General features: G+C 36.1%; 16 protein-coding genes. 10 read left to right on the top strand and 6 right to left on the bottom strand.

The genetic code is table 11. The annotated features are described in order from the left end of the window. The coding region (locus tag BZK14_RS09160) for a pantoate--beta-alanine ligase (protein WP_171973683.1) at positions 1-380 on the top strand (380 nt) is incomplete at its 5' end. 67 nt (positions 381-447) lie between these two features. Here the strand turns inward: BZK14_RS09160 and BZK14_RS09155 are convergent. Next, positions 448-882 (bottom strand): TOBE domain-containing protein, encoded by a 435-nt coding sequence (locus tag BZK14_RS09155; RefSeq protein ID WP_077926204.1) that lies wholly within the window; start codon positions 880-882, stop codon positions 448-450. A gap of 113 nt (positions 883-995) precedes the next feature. Here BZK14_RS09155 and BZK14_RS09150 point away from each other — a divergent pair, with 113 nt between their 5' ends. Then, on the top strand, positions 996-1,841 hold the full coding sequence (locus tag BZK14_RS09150) for an oxamate carbamoyltransferase subunit AllH family protein (RefSeq protein WP_077926203.1): 846 nt from the start codon (positions 996-998) through the stop codon (positions 1,839-1,841). Here BZK14_RS09150 and BZK14_RS09145 read toward each other — a convergent pair. Together BZK14_RS09145 and BZK14_RS09140 are read right to left on the bottom strand one after the other, a co-directional pair. Continuing rightward, complete coding sequence (locus tag BZK14_RS09145; protein WP_077926202.1) at positions 1,838-2,542, bottom strand: M23 family metallopeptidase; 705 nt, start codon at positions 2,540-2,542, stop codon at positions 1,838-1,840. The two genes, BZK14_RS09150 and BZK14_RS09145, sit on opposite strands and share 4 nt — an antisense overlap. A gap of 114 nt (positions 2,543-2,656) precedes the next feature. Continuing rightward, entirely contained in the window at positions 2,657-4,972 is a 2,316-nt protein-coding gene (locus BZK14_RS09140; RefSeq protein WP_077926201.1) for an NADP-dependent malic enzyme, read from the bottom strand. A gap of 198 nt (positions 4,973-5,170) precedes the next feature. Between BZK14_RS09140 and rpoH the strand changes: the two genes are divergently transcribed. The 6 genes from rpoH (at position 5,171) to BZK14_RS09110 (ending at position 10,721) form a co-directional block, all read left to right on the top strand. Next, complete coding sequence (gene rpoH / locus BZK14_RS09135) at positions 5,171-6,037, top strand: RNA polymerase sigma factor RpoH (RefSeq protein ID WP_077926200.1); 867 nt, start codon at positions 5,171-5,173, stop codon at positions 6,035-6,037. Positions 6,038-6,053: 16 nt separating this feature from the next. Next, positions 6,054-6,659, top strand: coding sequence for a BON domain-containing protein (locus BZK14_RS09130; RefSeq protein WP_077926199.1), 606 nt, complete (start codon positions 6,054-6,056; stop codon positions 6,657-6,659). Then, positions 6,659-7,990 (top strand): glutathione-disulfide reductase, encoded by a 1,332-nt coding sequence (gorA, locus tag BZK14_RS09125; RefSeq protein WP_077926198.1) that lies wholly within the window; start codon positions 6,659-6,661, stop codon positions 7,988-7,990. The genes BZK14_RS09130 and gorA overlap by 1 nt, the downstream gene beginning before the upstream one ends. A gap of 61 nt (positions 7,991-8,051) precedes the next feature. After that, complete coding sequence (locus tag BZK14_RS09120; RefSeq protein ID WP_171973685.1) at positions 8,052-9,518, top strand: inorganic phosphate transporter; 1,467 nt, start codon at positions 8,052-8,054, stop codon at positions 9,516-9,518. 9 nt (positions 9,519-9,527) lie between these two features. Further along, positions 9,528-10,088, top strand: a complete 561-nt coding sequence (locus BZK14_RS09115; protein ID WP_077926196.1) for an L-threonylcarbamoyladenylate synthase — start codon at positions 9,528-9,530, stop codon at positions 10,086-10,088. 105 nt (positions 10,089-10,193) lie between these two features. Further along, complete coding sequence (locus tag BZK14_RS09110) at positions 10,194-10,721, top strand: PAS domain-containing protein (RefSeq protein ID WP_077926195.1); 528 nt, start codon at positions 10,194-10,196, stop codon at positions 10,719-10,721. Between the two features lie 78 nt (positions 10,722-10,799). Here the strand turns inward: BZK14_RS09110 and ubiT are convergent, their stop codons facing one another. Continuing rightward, a complete protein-coding gene (gene ubiT, locus BZK14_RS09105) occupies positions 10,800-11,312 on the bottom strand; it encodes a ubiquinone anaerobic biosynthesis accessory factor UbiT (RefSeq protein WP_077926194.1) in 513 nt (170 codons plus the stop codon). A gap of 54 nt (positions 11,313-11,366) precedes the next feature. On the opposite strand from ubiT, the gene ubiU reads away from it, so the two are divergent. Further along, entirely contained in the window at positions 11,367-12,365 is a 999-nt protein-coding gene (gene ubiU, locus BZK14_RS09100; RefSeq protein WP_077926193.1) for a ubiquinone anaerobic biosynthesis protein UbiU, read from the top strand. Positions 12,366-12,382: 17 nt separating this feature from the next. Beyond that, entirely contained in the window at positions 12,383-13,255 is an 873-nt protein-coding gene (locus BZK14_RS09095; protein ID WP_077926192.1) for a U32 family peptidase, read from the top strand. 55 nt (positions 13,256-13,310) lie between these two features. Here BZK14_RS09095 and BZK14_RS09090 read toward each other — a convergent pair whose 3' ends face one another. Both BZK14_RS09090 and BZK14_RS09085 read right to left on the bottom strand, forming a co-directional pair. Next, a complete protein-coding gene (locus BZK14_RS09090) occupies positions 13,311-15,395 on the bottom strand; it encodes a TonB-dependent receptor domain-containing protein (protein ID WP_077926191.1) in 2,085 nt (694 codons plus the stop codon). Between the two features lie 309 nt (positions 15,396-15,704). After that, positions 15,705-17,759: a TonB-dependent receptor domain-containing protein gene (locus BZK14_RS09085; protein ID WP_077926190.1), complete on the bottom strand. Its 2,055-nt coding sequence runs from the start codon at positions 17,757-17,759 to the stop codon at positions 15,705-15,707. Between the last annotated feature and the right edge of the window lie 269 nt (positions 17,760-18,028).

Here is an 18,028-nt window from a genome sequence, read left to right as displayed (position 1 = left end):
AGTTATATCTTATCCGAGAAATGGTTGAAGAGTTGAACATGCCAATTAAGATTGTTGCAGTCCCTATTTGTAGAGATAACTCAGGATTAGCGCTATCAAGTCGTAATGGTTATTTATCAAGTGAAGAGAAGGAGCGTGCAATTGAATTGTCACAATGCCTCACTCAAATGAAACACACGATTTTAGATAGTAATTTAGATTTTCGCCTCATTGAGGCGCAAGCTATTCAATCATTGAATAATAATGGTTGGGTTGTGGATTATATTTCAATTCGAGATCAAACATCCTTAGCGGTTGCAGATCATAATAATGGGCAGTTGATTATTTTAGCAGCAGCTAAAATGGGCAAAACGAGATTGCTAGATAATTTGATGGTGTAATGAGTTAAAACTCTTCCTAAATTTTAGGAAGAGTTAATATATTAGCTGTTACTTTCGCTATAAATGATTAAACTTTTTTAATGGCTAAAATGACGTGGGGTGCTTTAAAAAGCGCTGTCACAGATTTGCCAACAGTTAATGCCATTTTTTCAACACCAACATTTGTGACAATTGCAACCAACTCTACACCTTCTTCAGTTTTTAGGAATACTTCGCTATCGGCAGTTCCTGTTTTGATGGCTGTGATTGTTGTAAAAAATTGATTGCGTGTTGAGAATTCATATTCATCAGAATCAACAGCCAAAATAATCCAAGTTGCTTTGATCATAGCAATGACTTCTTGGCCAACTGATAAATCAAGGCGACGGGTGTTACCTTGCGTAATGCCAGCAACAATTTCTAAACCAGAACCAATATCAATGATGATTTCATCATTGCCTGAGCCAGCTGATTGTATGGCTTCAATTGTTCCTTTGAATTGATTGCGTGCTGTTGTTTTCATTCAAACTCCTTTGTTAATAATGTACCATTGTCCAACATTATAGCGTTGATTGCCTAAATTGATTATCAGATAATGGATATATATTTATATCATCAACTTTAAGGCTCTAAAATATGATTTGTACCATATCATCTATTGATGCAGATTTAATGGATCAATGGCAAAATTGTGAAACATTTTCTTTTCGATTACACAGTCGATTTAGCCATGCTATCAATTGGATGAATGATGATGGGCAAATGATCACTTTTTTATCTAAAAATTTACCTAATGGTCCCAATACTTTGGTGCTTAATGTTGATAGTTTTGATACATGGGGGCTCAATGATGCTCTTTTATTAAAGACATCTTCACAAAGCTTATCAATACTTGATGCTGATATTGAAGTACGATGCAGACAAATAACTGCATTGTGGCAGTGCGATTTACCAAAATTATTACAAATGAATCATAGTGCGATTATTGAGATACATCAATTTTTAAGCCTACATAATGATGATTTGCAAGCTATAGAAAAGCAAGTGTATCGTAAATTAGATGATAATCATCAGGCGTTATATCATGCAATTAAGGATCACAATTATGATGAAGTAATGGAGTGTGCACGTAGTAATATTGGATTAGGCTTAGGGTTAACACCATCAGGAGATGATCGTTTAGTTGGTTTTTTGTTAGGCTGTTTTATGCAAATGCCGAGAAATATAGATTTATTAGATGCATTAAAAAAAGCAATAGATATGAGTCCAGAGCGGACAAATGAAATTAGCTATGCGATGCTTAAACATGCTTCAAACGGACGATTTAATGAATGGTTATTACTGTTAGGTCAGGTGATTGCAAATCATGATCACAATAGCCTAATATTAGCAATACAAGATGTGTTTAGCATTGGTTCGAGGTCAGGTGGCGATATGCTCAAAGGATTAGTATTATCCCTTGAGCTTTTTGAATCATTTTAGAAATTAACATAACGTGTTGGATTGATGGGATTTCCATTGACACGTACTTCAAAGTGAAGAATATTTTTGCCTTCTGGGCTTGTACCCATTGTCCCAATCTGTTGGCTACTGGAAACTTTCTGTCCTTCTCTAACAGTGACAGATGATAAATATCCATAGGCTGTATAGACATTATTAGCATGCTTCACCATTACTAACTGGCCAAATCCACCGCTGCCTTGCCCTGCATAGACAACTACGCCATTATTAGCACTATTAACAGGTTGATTGAAATTACCTGCGATCTGAATACCTTTATGACCAGGCAAGTTGGGGTTAAATGATCGTATAACTTGGCCTTGTGTTGGTTTATGCCAACCGCCCATTTTGGGAATAGGTTGGTTTGTATAAGTTGATGAAGCTTGAACGCTATGATCTGTATTTTTATTAGCAGGTGGTACTTTATAATTACGATTAGATGCATATTGATTCTGATTGCTACGGCTATCTTTAACTTTGGCACCGCCACGAATTTTAAGTGTTTGTCCTGCACGAATATGATTAGGATTAGAAATATTATTAATGCGACTCAATTCGGCGACCGAGATATTGTGTCTACTTGCGATATTGCTTAATGAGTCACCTGGTCGCACAGTATAAGTTCCGTAACTAGAACAGGCGGTGATGATCAAAACACATGGAATCAATAGGGTTGTACGCATAGAGTTCATTGTATATTTATTATCAATCCTAAATATAAGACAAGTTCGCAAAATAACTACTTTACATTATATTGTAAAGGAGAATTTTGCGAACATGTGGATTATTGCTAGATATTATTCAGTTGCACAAATAGCAGTAATGTTAACAACACGACGGACAGTAGCGATATTTGTCAAAATCTGAACTGGTTTTGCAAAGCCCGTTAAGATTGGTGCAACTACAACGCTACCAGTGATTGATTTTGCAAGGTTGTAAGAAACGTTTGCAGAATCAATATTACTAAATACTAATAAATTTGCATTGTCTGATAATTTATTGGTTGGTAAATATTCATCACGATATTGTTTAAATAGTGCTAATTCAGGCTGCATTTCACCTTCAACAGATAATGTAGGTGCTTTTTCTTTTAAAACATCCAATGTTTTTCTCATTTTAAGTGAGTATTCGGTATCAAATGAACCAAAGTTTGAGTGAGAAACTAATGCAACATTAGGTTTTAATCCAAAGCGTTCTACTATTTTAGCGCCAGCTAAAGTGATTTCAGCTAAATGTTCAGCACTTGGGTTTTCATTCACATGGGTATCTGTGAAAAATAATGGACCATCTTGTGCCAATAAAATACTAACAGCAGAAGGCTTTGTATGTGTATCTTTTAAACCTACTGTATCTGTGATGTGTTCTAGGTGGTTTTTATATTGCCCTAATGTGCCAGCTACGATGCCATCAATAAAGCCCTGATCTAAAAGCATACCTGCTAAAACATTTGGACGCATTTGTAAGCGATGATATGCCCAGTCTGTAGTTAAACCTTTACGGCACATTTTTGCATAGTAAGCTTTATGGCAAGCATCTAAATGTGGGGGCGTACGGTAATCAATAATTTGGACAAATTCACGTTCAGTGCGGGAAATTTCTTCTTCTGATTGCAATACTTTGGTCGGTAAGCTGATGGATAATTCGGCTAGTTTAGCTTGAATCACATCAGCGCGACCAATTAATACAGGGTTTGCAATTTGTTCGTTATGAATGATTTCTGCTGCACGTAATACACGCTCATCTTCACCTTCAACATATGCAATTGTGCGATAGTTGTGTTTTGCTTCATCAAATAAAGGCTTCATGATCATGGATGAGCGATAAACTAAGGCTGTTAACTCTTCACGATACGCGGCTAAATCTTCAATCGGGCGAGTTGCTACACCAGTTTCCATTGCAGCTTTTGCAACAGCAATTGGTAACTCAATGATTAATCGTGAGTCAAATGGTTTAGGAATAATACTATCACGGCCAAAGCGAGCTGTTTGGCTCTTACGGCTACCAACGTTAATGCTTGCACTTTGTTGAGCTAATTTTGCAATTGCATTCACACAGGCAACTTTCATTTCTTCGTTAATTTCGGTTGCACCACAATCTAATGCACCACGGAATAAGAATGGGAAACATAATACATTATTGATTTGGTTAGGATAATCTGATCGACCCGTTGCAACAATCGCATCTGAACGCATTTCATGAACGATTTCAGGGCGAGTTTCTGGTTCAGGGTTTGCCAATGCAAAGATAATTGGATTCTCTGCCATTGATTTGATCATATCTTGATTCAAAAGACGCGGTGCAGACAAGCCTAAGAAAATATCGGCACCAACAATTGCTTCAGCCAATGTATTATGCGGTGTGTCACGTTGGTATTCTTTATTATATTTATTCAGAGTTTCTTCTGGGCGACGAGTGTTGATGATGCCATCAATGTCTGAAACTAATATATTTTCTTTCTTTAATCCCATTGTAACTAGCATATTTAAACAGGCTAGTGCGGCAGCACCTGCGCCACTTGTTACTAGGCGAACATCTTCGATGGATTTGTTCACAAGCTTCAATGCATTGACAATACCGGCAGCAACAATGATCGCTGTACCATGCTGATCATCATGGAATACAGGGATTTTCATGCGTTTTTTTAATTCAGCTTCGATTTCAAAGCATTCTGGTGCTTTAATATCTTCTAAATTAATCCCACCAAAAGTTGGCTCTAAGGCAGCAACAGCTTCAATGAAACGCTTAGGATCTTGTTCATCTACTTCAATGTCAAAAACATCAATACCTGCAAATTTTTTAAATAAAACACCTTTACCTTCCATTACAGGTTTACCTGCTAAAGCACCAATATTACCTAAACCTAATACTGCGGTGCCATTAGAGATAACAGCGACTAAATTGCCTTTTGCAGTGTAGTCTAATGCTGTAAGTGGATTGGCTTTGATTTCCTCACAAGGATAAGCAACACCAGGTGAATAAGCTAATGCAAGATCTCGTTGATCACTAACTGGTTTACTGGGGATGACTTCAACCTTGCCGGGTTTCGGGAAGCGATGATAATTCAATGCTGCCTTTCTAAATTCTGCTTCTTTCTTAACCTTATCGTTGGTCATAAATTCCTCCAAAACCATTGTTTGATTGTCTAAAATTTACGCAGTGCGCGTAGTATTTTTAAGGTTTGATGTTACCAAATAATGTAATTATTGACTATACTTATGATAATAATTGTAAAAAGATAATGGTGGACAAGAAAAGGTTATGTCAAGATGTATTTATGATATAATAATCTGTCAAATTTAAAGGGAGGTTTAATGAATAAATCTTTAGTTTTAAGAGCTAATTCATTGCCTGCTGTCAGTGATGACTTCAGTGCATATGCTTCTGCAATTGCAGATATCCCAACTTTAAGTGCAGAAGAAGAGAAAGAGCTTGCAACGCGTTTGATTGAAAAAAATGATATTCAAGCTGCACAATTACTAGTTTTAGCACATTTAAAATTCGTTGTTCATATCGCTAAAGGGTTTACAGGTTATGGTTTGCCTTTGGTTGATCTTGTACAAGAAGGTAATGTCGGCTTGATGAAAGCAGTGAAACGTTTTGACCCAAGTTATAATGTTCGCTTAATTTCATTCGCAGTTCATTGGATTAAGTCAGAAATTCATGACTTTGTCATTCGTAACTGGCGAATTGTTAAAGTGGCAACGACTAAAGCACAGCGTAAACTATTTTTTAACTTACGTTCATCCAAAGAATCTTTAGGGTGGCTCAATGAAAATGAAGCTGAAAATATCGCAGCAGATTTAAATGTGAGTGTGGATGAGGTTAAAAGAATGGAGTCTCGTTTATTTTCTAATGATGTTTCTTTTGATTTATCCACAAGTGATGAAGATAATGAGCACTATTCACCATCGGAATGGTTGGCAGATGAAAATATGGATCCATCATTGCAAGTGGAACAAGATGATACAGAACAGAAAAGTTTAGAAGCTTTAGCTAATGCGATGGCTAACTTAGATGACCGTAGTCGCGATATTATTCAGCGTCGTTGGATGGAAACCGATGACAGTAAAAAGCCAACATTACATGAATTGGCTGCTGAATATGGAGTTTCAGCAGAACGTATTCGTCAAATAGAAGCGCAAGCTATGACGAAATTAAAAAAATTCTTGATCGAATAATAAATTGGGTCATTCAATGATAACTAGAAATATTTTAGCAATTTTATTGGGGGCAGTTATTTTGCCCCTATCTGGTTGTGCGCCTTTAGCTGTATTTGGTGCAGTCGGTACAACAGGTGTGATTATGTCTGATCGACGAACCAACGCTGTAATGCTTGAAGATCAAGAAATTGAATCACAAGTAAAGAAAGCTGTTAGAGATTTACCTTATGGTTCTAAAAATCATATTAATAATGTTAGCTATAATCACGCGGTATTATTAGCAGGTGAAGTACATACTAGAGAAATTGGATTAACTTTAGAGGATGAAGTTAAGAAAATCCCAGGCGTAACAAATGTTTATAACGAATTGGTTATTGCTCCAGCTTCATCGTTTGGTGAAAGATCTCAAGATACGTTACTGACAACAAAAGTGAAAAGTGAAATAGCTTTATTAACTATTTCTCCAGATTTTTATGCAGGACATGTCAAAGTTGTTACTGAACGTGGAATTGTATATTTAATGGGGTTATTAAAACCTTCAGAAATGCAGCCAGTGATAGATCGTGCACGTAGCGTATCTGGTGTGATTGAGGTTGTACCATTATTTGAAACATATTACCCAGAGAAAAAGGATAAATAATGAAATATGATGTAATTGCTCTTGGCGCAGGCTCAGGAGGAATTTCTGTTGTAGAGCGTGCTGTGAGTTATGGTGCTAAATGTTTAGTAATTGAAAAAGGTATGGTTGGCGGCACATGTGTCAATGTTGGTTGTGTGCCGAAAAAAATCATGTGGAATGCATCTCATGTTGCGGATACAATTCGTAATGCATCAGGTTATGGCTTTGATGTTGAATTGAAAAATTTCTCTTGGACGACATTGAAAGAGAAGCGTGATGGCTATATTGGTGGCATTACAAATTGGTACGGTGGTTACATTGAATCTTTAGGGATTGATTATGTAGAAGGTGCTGCAAAGTTTATTGATGATCATACAATTGAAGTGAACGGAGAACGTTATACAGCTAATCACATTGTGATCTCAACTGGTGGTCGTCCAAAGATTCCAACAGATGTGAAAGGTGCTGAATTTGGCATTACATCAGATGAATTTTTTGCATTAGAAACGCAGCCCAAAAGCGTTGCTGTGATTGGCGCTGGTTATATTGCTGTAGAAATTGCACAATTGATGCAAGGTTTAGGCACTGAATCACATTTATTCTGCCGTAAAGAAAATGTATTGAGAACATTTGACCATTTTGTGACTGATGAATTAAAATTAGAGTTAGAGAAAAATCTTTCTTTCCATACTAACTCCACAATTGAAGCTATTGAAAAAACTGAAAATGGTTTGGTGGTTATATCTAATCATGGCCGTACAGAAGTAGATCAGGTAATCTGGGCGATTGGTCGTGATTTAAATACAGATAATATTGGTTTGGAAAATACTTCCATTAAAGTGGAAGCAGATGGTGTAATTCCTGTTGATCAATATCAAGAAACTAATGTCAAAGGCGTTTTTGCATTGGGTGATATTATTGGTGAATTTCCATTGACGCCTGTTGCAATTGCAGCTGCTCGTCGTTTAGCAGATCGTTTATATGGTGGGAAAGAAGGGCGTTATTTACCTTATGAAAATATTGCTAGCATCGTATTTTCTCATCCACCAATTGGTACTGTTGGTTTAACAGAAGTGGAAGCAGAAGCAAAATATGAGAAAGTGAAATGCTATACGACATCATTTACTTCGATGTATTCTAGTTTTACACCGCATCCTGTTAAAACAGCAATGAAATTAGTTGTTGCTGGGGATGATGAAAAAGTTGTAGGTGTGCATATGATTGGCCCACAAGTAGATGAAATGTTACAAGGCTTTGCTGTTGCTGTTCGCATGGGCGCAACTAAGCAAGATTTTGATGATACAGTTGCGTTACATCCAACTTCAGCAGAAGAATTGGTAACAATGCGCTAAACATCGCTAGCATTTTGTATTACAATAGGCTCTTTCGTCATTAGAAAGAGCTTTTTTTATGTTGGCTGAATTTTTTTCTGGACTTGATTGGCACATCATTTTAATTTTGATTGGTTCTGTTGGGCTTGTTCTAGCTTTTGAATTTGTAAATGGATTCCATGATACCGCCAATGCTGTTGCAACAGTGATTTTTACTAAATCAATGAAGCCTGGCATGGCGGTTTTTTTATCTGGCATATTTAACTTTTTAGGAGTTGCATTGGGTGGTTTAGCGGTTGCGTATGCAATTGTAAATCTATTGCCAATGGAATTACTGGCAACAGCAAACTCAACGAAGGGATTGATTATGATCTTTTCATTATTAGTTGCTGCGTTGATTTGGAATTTAGGTACTTGGTATTTTGGTATTCCTGCTTCAAGTTCTCATACTTTAATTGGATCAATTTTAGGTGTTGGTTTAGCAAATGCATTGATTGAGCATGGCTCATTAGTGGAGGGTGTTAACTGGGCAAAAGCTTATGATGTATTTTTCTCATTATTATTCTCACCATTGATTGGTGCAGGTGTTGCTGGTTTATTCTTGTTGCTTTTATTGAAATGGAAGCCAAAAAGTAATATCCATAAAACACCGCATATTCGCCATAATATCGAAAAGAAAAAACGCCCTCCTTTTTGGCCACGTTTCTGCCTAGTCTGCTCTGCTATGGGGATGAGTTTTGCACATGGTCAAAATGATGGACAAAAAGGTATTGGTTTGGTGATGTTAGTATTATTCAGTATTGTGCCAGCACAATTTGTTGTGAATATGAAATCAGATGTTTATGATATTCAGCAAACTAAAATTGCAGCAGAATTGATCATTACTTCTTATGATAAAAATAAAGATGTGATGGAAAAATTATTTCCTGCCTCTGAGAAGATGGAAAAAACACTTTTTAGCTGTGAGCCTTCAGAAATGGTTGGGCATGCACAGAAATTGGTGGGCTTATTAGATGGGATTACAAGCTACGAGCAATTAACAACAGATCAGCGTTGGTCTGTACGTAACGAAGTTTTATGCTTGGGGAATGTCACTAAAAGATTAGAAAAAGCAGAAGAATTATCAGATGCTGATCGCAAAACGTATAAGAGTATTTCTAAAAACTTAACTAAGACAACACAATATGCACCTATTTGGGTTATTTTTGCTGTAGCCTTTGCATTAGGTTGCGGTACGATGATCGGTTGGAGACGTGTTGTGGAAACAGTCGGAGGTAAGATTGGTAAGAAAGAGATGACTTATGCACAAGGCATGAGTGCTCAGATTACTGCGGGTGTTTCTATTGCCTCTGCAAGTTATTTAGGGTTGCCAGTTTCAACAACACATATTTTATCGAGTGCAGTTGCAGGAACTATGGTGGCAAATAAATCAGGTTTGCAAGGATCAACTGTGCGTAGTATTTTGATGGCATGGGTATTAACTTTGCCTGTTTCAATTATTTTGTCTTTTTCATTATATTATGTAGGCAATCTTTTATTTATTAATTAATCGTTGGTCATGAATAAGTTATTAACTGTAGAAGAGGGGATAGCAGCGTTGGCTCATCAAGAGTTGATTCTGTATCCAACCGAGGGTGTGTATGGTATTGGTGCCGATGCGCGCAATGTTGAATTAGCTAAAATTATTTGCAAAATTAAAGGGCGACCGTTAAGTAAGGGGTTAATCGTTTTAGCGGATTCTTTAGAAAGATTGCAAGATTGGATCTTGCCATTAACTGATGACCAAAAAGCTTTGATGAAAACTTTAGATTTTGGTTTTCATCATACTTGGCTGTTACCTAGAACAGAGTTATGTCCTGATGTTTTGTCTGGCGATTCCCCTGATTTAGCTGTTAGATTAACGACACATCCTGTTGCAAAAGCATTATGTGAAGGCTTTGGTGCACCTTTAATCTCAACAAGTGCTAATATTCAGGGAGAACCTGCTATAATATCAGAAGAGGATGCTTTAAAATTCTGTGGTTCTAAAATAGCTGGTGTTGTAGCAGGAAAATTAGGTGGTATTCCTCAAGCAACAAAGATTCAGCATATCATTACAGGAAAGGTTTATAGAGCTTAGTATTGATAGGAATCAAATATAGAAAATAAATATCTTTTAACGTTTGTGATTGTGATATGTACGTCATAATATAATTAAATAATTTGTGTATATAAGGAATCATCTATGGATAACAATGTAGACTACAAAATTCCACCGAGTATGGAATTGTCTGATTTACCCCAAGGTGTCACAGAGTATGAAGAGAAAACTTTGACATACTATGAGGGCTTCCAACGTCGTTTGTATATTGTGGATGAGGAAGTACCTTATCCTGATGGGCGTTTGATAGTTTCTAGAACAGATACACGCGGCATTATTACACATGCTAATAGAGCATTCGTAGATATGTCTGCATGGTCAGAAGAAGAGTTGATAGGTTCACCTCATTCTATTTTGCGTCATCCAGATGTTCCACCTGTTATTTTTAAAGATTTGTGGGATACAGTACAATCAGGTAAGCCTTGGCGTGGTTTTGTTAAAAACTTACGTAAAGATGGTCGCTATTATTGGGTTTATGCAACAGCAAGTCCAAACTATGAAGATGGCCATATCATTGCTTATACATCTGTTCGTCGCAAGCCAGCACGCGAAGGTGTTAACCAAACATTAGAAGTGATTGGTAAAATTTGGTCAGGTGAATTGGTACTATAATTAATACAGATGATCGATAAAATAAGAATCCCGCAGTGCGGGATTTTTTATGTCATAAATATTAATGGAAAATATTATTTATATCATTTTACTGTAATCTATTAAGGCTTTTTGCATGGGCTTTGGTAATAGGTCAAAATCCAAGCTATCTAACCAATTCTTAATTTCCAATACCAATGCTGTATTGCCCTCGATGGCCAATGCTCGATTAAAAAATAATGTGTCAGGATCTTCTTTTCTAGAAATTAATAATATTAAAGGATTAAATGAGGACTTTAAAATAACATCAGCTGTGTCATGATGATTAAGAGCTATAAGTTTTTGATTTTTTAAAGTAATAGTGGTTGAATAATGAATATCATCCACATTGATTTGAAAAGTTTTATTTTCTAAAAAATCTAGCTCACCATCAGTTATGGCTTCTTTAAAGAAATGGTTCATCACAAGATTAATACATTGAATTTTCAAATAATTTGGCATTATTTTTAAGTGATATTTGCATAATTTAGGTAAAATATTAGGTAAATGTTTTGAAACTTGAGCGGGTATTTGCATAACATCCTCAAAATTGATTCCAATCAAACCACTCATACTGTAAACAATCTATCTTAATAGCGTTTTGATATTAATCATAAATGAGGCGTTATGGAATTATTATGCCCTGCAGGGAATTTACCAGCTTTAAAAACTGCATTTGAAAATGGTGCGGATGCAGTTTACATAGGTTTGAAGGATGAGACTAATGCTCGGCATTTTCCTGGGTTAAATTTTACAGAAAAGCGACTGCAAGAAGCTGTTAAAACAACCAAAAAATTTGATAAGAAATTACATGTTGCAATTAATACATTCGTCAATCCATCATCTTTTCATATCTGGAAATCTGCGATTGATCGTTCTGTCGGTGAAGGCGTCGATGCTCTGATTTTGGCAGATATCGCTAATTTAGATTATGTTGCCAATAAACATCCTGAAATGGAAGTACATTTATCTGTGCAAGCTTCTGCTACTAATATTGAAGCCATTAAATTTTACCAAAGGGAATTTAATGTTAAACGGATTGTGATCCCGAGAGTTTTACCTATTCATCAAGTGAAAAAGCTAGCGCAGGAGTCGCCTGTGCCACTGGAAGTGTTTGCGTTTGGTGGTTTATGTATCATGGCAGAAGGACGTTGTTACTTATCATCTTACACAACTGGCAAATCACCCAATACAGCAGGAGCTTGTTCACCCGCTGAATTTGTAGAATGGCGTGAAATAGAAAATGGTGGTAAAGAAACGCGGTTAAATAATGTTTTGATTGATCGTTTTTCAGAATCTGAGCATGCAGGTTATCCAACATTATGCAAAGGACGCTTTAACGTGGAAGATTCGCTTTATCATGTGATGGAAGAACCAACAAGTTTAAATACAATTTCATTGATTCCTGATTTCTTCAAAATGGGTATTGCATCAGTTAAAATAGAAGGCCGACAGAGAAGCCCTGCATATGTTGCCAAAGTTGCAAAAACATGGCGAGAAGCGATAGATCATTACCAAAAGTCACCGAATAATTTTCAAGTGAAAGCACAATGGGATCAAGCTTTGAATGAAATATCAGAAGGTAAGCAAACAACATTGGGTGCTTATAATCGCCATTGGCAATAAGGTAGAGGGGAATCAATATGAAATTATCGTTAAGTCCAATTCTTTATTGTTGGGAAAAAACTCGAGTATATAATTTTTACGATGCAATTAAAACAAGTGATGTGGATATTGTTTATTTGGGCGAAATGGTCTGTGCAAAGCGCCAAGAGTTATTACTCAATGATTGGTTAGAGATTGGCAAAGAGCTCCAAAATCACGGTAAAGAAGTTGTTTTAACATCATTAGCATTAGTGGATAGTCCATCAAAATTATTGGATGTTAAAAAAGTTGTGAATAATGGTGAATTTACTATTGAAGCTAATGATTTTTCTGCCATTAATTTATGTGTGGAAAATCAATTACCTTTTGTGGCTGGGCATGCTTTGAATATCTATAATGCAGAAGCTTTGGCAGTGATGCTTCGTAATGGTATGCAACGTTGGTGTTTTCCTGTGGAATTATCACAAGCATGGCTACATGATATTCAAAAAGCATGTGAAGTGCAGGGGATATGGCAGAAATTTGAAAAAGAAATCTTGGCTTATGGTTATTTGCCTTTATCATATTCAGCAAGGTGTTTTACGGCGCGAAATGTTGGGCGTGATAAAGCAGATTGTGAAATCGCTTGTCTTAAAGATCCTTCGGGGAAAGCCGTATTGACACAAGATAATCAGCGTATTTTTACAATGAATGGTATTCAGATGCAAAGTGGTCTTTGTTATAACTTAGTGAATGAATATCCATCATTATCAACATTGGTAGATATGATCCGTTTATCACCCTGGGATGAAAATATTCTCACGATAATTGAGCAATACCGTGCACGAATGCTATCAGAAAATACTCATATGCAACCATTAGCATCGCATGAATGTTCAGGTTTCTGGACGGGTGAAGCAGGGATGCAATGATGGTGTGATTATTTTTAAGCGCTGCATATAGCAGCGCCTTGCTTTTTATGGTTGATTAGAAATCAATATTAACACCAATCCAATAACGACGGCCATCAATTGTATGATCTAAATCGGTATTTTTGATTTTTTTATTGCCGATATTATAGATACCTGCATAAAAACTTGTATGTTTATCAATTTTATAAGATCCACCTAGATCAAAAGTTGTATATCCAGGATAACGATCACCAGGACCACCATCTCTATTTAATGATATTTCTTTACCTCGGTAATTGACCTTGGTCCAAATATGGGCTTGTGGCATAAATTGCCAGTCCGCATGTATATTGAGCATATGTTTAGGTGTTTGTGTAAAGCCCGCACCTTTATATTTACCTTTAGTAATCTCGGTACGAATCCATGTATAGTTACCTGATAATGTAATATCTTCAATAGGCTTCCAACGAGCTGATAGTTCTAAACCTTTAGATTTTGCTCGATCAGCATTTTCATAGCCTTGGATAAATCCATAGCCTAAGCCGTCAGGACCTGCATAAGGTGGCTCATGATCCTTAATACGAGGTTTGACATCTACAATCTGAATTTTATCTTTAAATGTTGTATAAAAAATTGTTGCTGTGGTATCTAATGTTTCATTAGGTGAAAAGTTTAAACCAATTTCATAGTTTAATGTTTTTTCAGGTTTTAAATCAGGATTGCCAACAATCATACCACGTTTTCTTGGATCATTTTGATTCGCACGACCACCTGTTTGCTGTCCCCATACTTCAGATGTTTGACGTAAACTTGGTGCGGAATAACCTGATGAAACACCGCCTTTTAATGTCCAAGCTTCATCTATGTTCCAAACTCCATAAATTCTTGGTGTAAAATTACTACCATATTTCTCATCATGGTCATAACGCAGTCCACCTGTAATTGCAAAGTTATCTAACATCCACCATTCATCTTCTAAAAAGAAAGCAAATGTTTTATGGGTGAGTTTATTGGGACCATTATGAACACGATTATCAGTTGCATCTAATTTTTCATGTCGATATTGTCCGCCAACAGTGATGGTATGAGTATCAATCGGGATAATTACGTTGCCATTGACATCTAAATTTTTAACGTTAATTTTGCGAAATTTGTTATCGGTCTTTTCATTAGTAATCACAAGATCGGAAGTAATACCATTGTCGTATTCACCTAAATAACGCAAAGATTGATTTGTTCTACGATGTGTATCATCAGCATTTGTTGCGCGTGGTGATGGCTCAATACTTTTTCCGACAGTTTTTTCATCACGTTGTGTGCTTGTTCCTGCTTCTACTTCAAAAGTATGACCTTTGATGGGAACAAATGTTAATTTTCCACCTAAGTTATGTAAGCGACGTTCTGAAGAGCCTCCTATAACATTCTGTGCAGAATTATAAGTGTATTTACCCTCATCTTGGTGAGAATATTTACCAAATATTTGTAAGCCAAGCATCTCTTTGATCAATGGACCATTTAAATAAAATTCGGTTGTTTGAGTATTGCCGGTATGGGACTCATCTTCTATCGTGGTTTCTAGGCGTAGGCTGCCACCCCATTTGTCTGAAACTTTCTTTGTAATAACGTTAATTACCCCACCCATTGCATCTGAACCATAACGTGATGACATTGGGCCACGTACAACTTCAATGCGTTCTATAGCTGATAATGGTGGCATCCAACCTTGTTCAAAACCTTCACTACCATTTGGGCGAGATTGACGAGAGCTTTGACGTTTACCATCTACCATGAAAAGGGTGTATTGTGGTCCCATGCCTCTGATAGCAATATCAGCGCTTGTACCTCTGCCAGAAACATTAACGCCCGGGATATCTTTTAATGCTTCAGAAATATCTCTAAAAGGCGCTTCTTGCATTTCTTGTTGTGTGACGACGGAGATAGATGCTGGGGCACTTTTAACTTCTTGACTGAAACCACCTGCTGTAACAACTACTTTTGATAAGTCAATTGCAGAAGTTTCTGGTGAGAAGTTTTCTAATTCTTCAATGGTGTTATCACTATTTGTTTTTTCTTCTGCAAATGTAATCGGTGATAAAATGGAGAGAAGAGCACATGCTACTAAACTGTACTTGAAGTGATTTTGAATAGTCTGATATGGCATTTAAACCTCTGATGATAATAAAATTAAATACAAGAGAATGATAATTATTATCAAATAGTATAAATAGTCAAATGCATTTGCGTTACAAATATAAGCATAATTAAGGTGAATTATTTTATATTTTAAATATATCTTGTAAATCAATTATTAAAATGATTTTAATATAGATTTTAGGTTTACATGATTTTTATGTATGGTTAAAAATTATTCATATCAATTGGTTGTACCTTTATTTTAAGGCAATAAAAAAGAACCTTTTCTTTGTGTACTCAGAAAAGGTTCTTTAAAATGTATTACGATCAATTGGGCTTAAAAGTCGATGCTAACGCCTAACCAATAACGTCTACCATCTAAGCTTTTACCATATTTTTCATCAGTAATTTTCTTATCTGTAAGGTTGTAGACACCCGCAAAGAAGCTAGTACGGTCATCGAATTTATATGAACCGCCAATATCTAACATTGTGTAACTAGGATATTCAGTACCTTTTGCGCCACCACGAGATAATTGAGTTTCTTTACCACGGTAACTTGCTTTAACCCATACGTTTGCTTGAGGTGTAAACTGCCAGTCAGCATTAACATTTAATAAATGTTTAGGAATACGATTTAATGGGTCGCCTTTATTAGCACCACTAGTTTGTTCAGTTTTTGTGTAAGTATAACTAGTAGATAATGTTAACTCTTCAATTGGTCTCCAACGAGCAGCAAGTTCAACACCCTGTAATTTGGCAGAATCTATATTTTCATTTGTTTGAATGAAATAGAATTTTTGACCATTAGATGTTGTACATTGGTCATGTAATGCAGAATTATATTTACCTGTATAATCAGGGGAGCGGCATACTTCAACGTTTTGTAATTTGTCCTTGAATTTGGTATAGAAAATCGTTGTGTTGATATCTATATTTTCATCAGGTGCAAAGTTTAAACTGATTTCATAGTTAGTGGATTTTTCAGGTTTTAAGTTAGGATTACCTAAGATTACACCATTTGTACGACCACCACCTGTACCATGTCCCCAATCTGCAACAGCTTGGCGAATAGATGGCGTTCTATAACCTGTTGAAATACCACCTTTGACTGTCCAAGTATCATCGATGTTCCAAACACCATAGAGTCTTGGTGACCAGTGAGCACCATAGTTTTCATCATGGTCGTAACGTAGGCCTGCAGTAATAGCAACATTATCTAGAATCCACCATTCATCTTCAACAAAGATAGCATGGCTTTTACGTTCAATTTTATTGATTTGGCTACCAAATTGGTTGTTATTGTCATTGAGTTTTTCATCAATATATTGCCCACCCACTGTGATTGTATGAGTACCAATTGGAATAATTACATTACCATTCACTTCTGTATTTTTAACGATCATGTTGCGTGAATAGTTATTATTTTTTTCATGAGAAACAAGTAAATCTGCGATAATTCCGCCATCAAATTCGCCTGTATAGCGCAATGATCCATTATTTCTTTTGTATTTATTATCAGAGGATTTATCTGAGGTTTTACCGGCTGTCCAAAATCTTTTTTGGAAGCCAGAGCCATATTCTAATTCGAATGTTTGGCCTTTAACGGGTACAAAAGATAATTTTCCGCCGATATTTTCAATACGTTGTTCAGGATTTCCGCTGCTGATTTTATCTTCTTGGCGGTTAGAATATTTACCAAATACTTGTAGCCCTAACATTTCTTGTATAATTGGGCCATTTAGGTAGAATTCCGTATTGCTGCTATTGCCACCATCAGAATCATGTTGAACGGTATAATCAGTACGAATATTACCACCCCATTTATCAGCCACTTTTTTAGTGATGATATTAATAACACCACCCATTGCATCTGAACCATAGCGTGATGACATAGGGCCGCGCACAACTTCAATACGATCAATTGCTGCTAATGGCGGGATCCAGCCTTGCTCAATCCCTGAACCATCACTGTTTGGACGTGTTTGACGTGAGTTTTGACGCTTACCATCCACCATCATTAATGTGTATTGTGGTGCCATCCCACGAATGCTGATATCTTGACTTGCTCCACCACCTGTGATGACAACGCCAGGCACATCTTTCAATGCATCTGTAACATCACGGAAAGGTGCATTATCTAACTCTGCTTTCGAGACAACAGAAATAGAAGCGGGTGCGCTTTTAACTTCTTGGCTAAAACCACCAGCTGTCACAACAACTTTGGATAAATCGATTGCAGAAGTTTCTGGTGAGAAGTTTTCTAATTCTTCAATGGTTTCATTACTATTTACTTTTTCTTCCTGGGCAAATGAAATAGGAGATAATAATGTTACAACAGCACAAGCTAATATGCTTCGTTTGAAAAGAGGGGTTTTTGAGTAGTGTCGCATGATTTTCCTTACAAGATAAAGCTATTAAAATTAGTCAATGGTTTACAAACACAATTGATAATTATTATCATTTAATACTAATAGTCAAATATATATTTACCTTATATGACAATATGAATCAGTCGTTAAATAAGATGGTCGCGATTTATTTCTTTTATTATCAAATAGTAATATTGTTTTTATTAATTTTTTTCTGCTAAAGAGATTAATTTTGATTGATCAAAAAATGTTCAAAAATGTCAGTTTTTTGTAAAAGTATAAGGTTTACA

This window comes from Wohlfahrtiimonas larvae (assembly GCF_002006755.1).
GTDB lineage: Bacteria > Pseudomonadota > Gammaproteobacteria > Cardiobacteriales > Wohlfahrtiimonadaceae > Wohlfahrtiimonas > Wohlfahrtiimonas larvae.
Note: the sequence above shows the minus strand (reverse complement) of the source record. Positions and strands in the feature narration are given on the sequence as shown.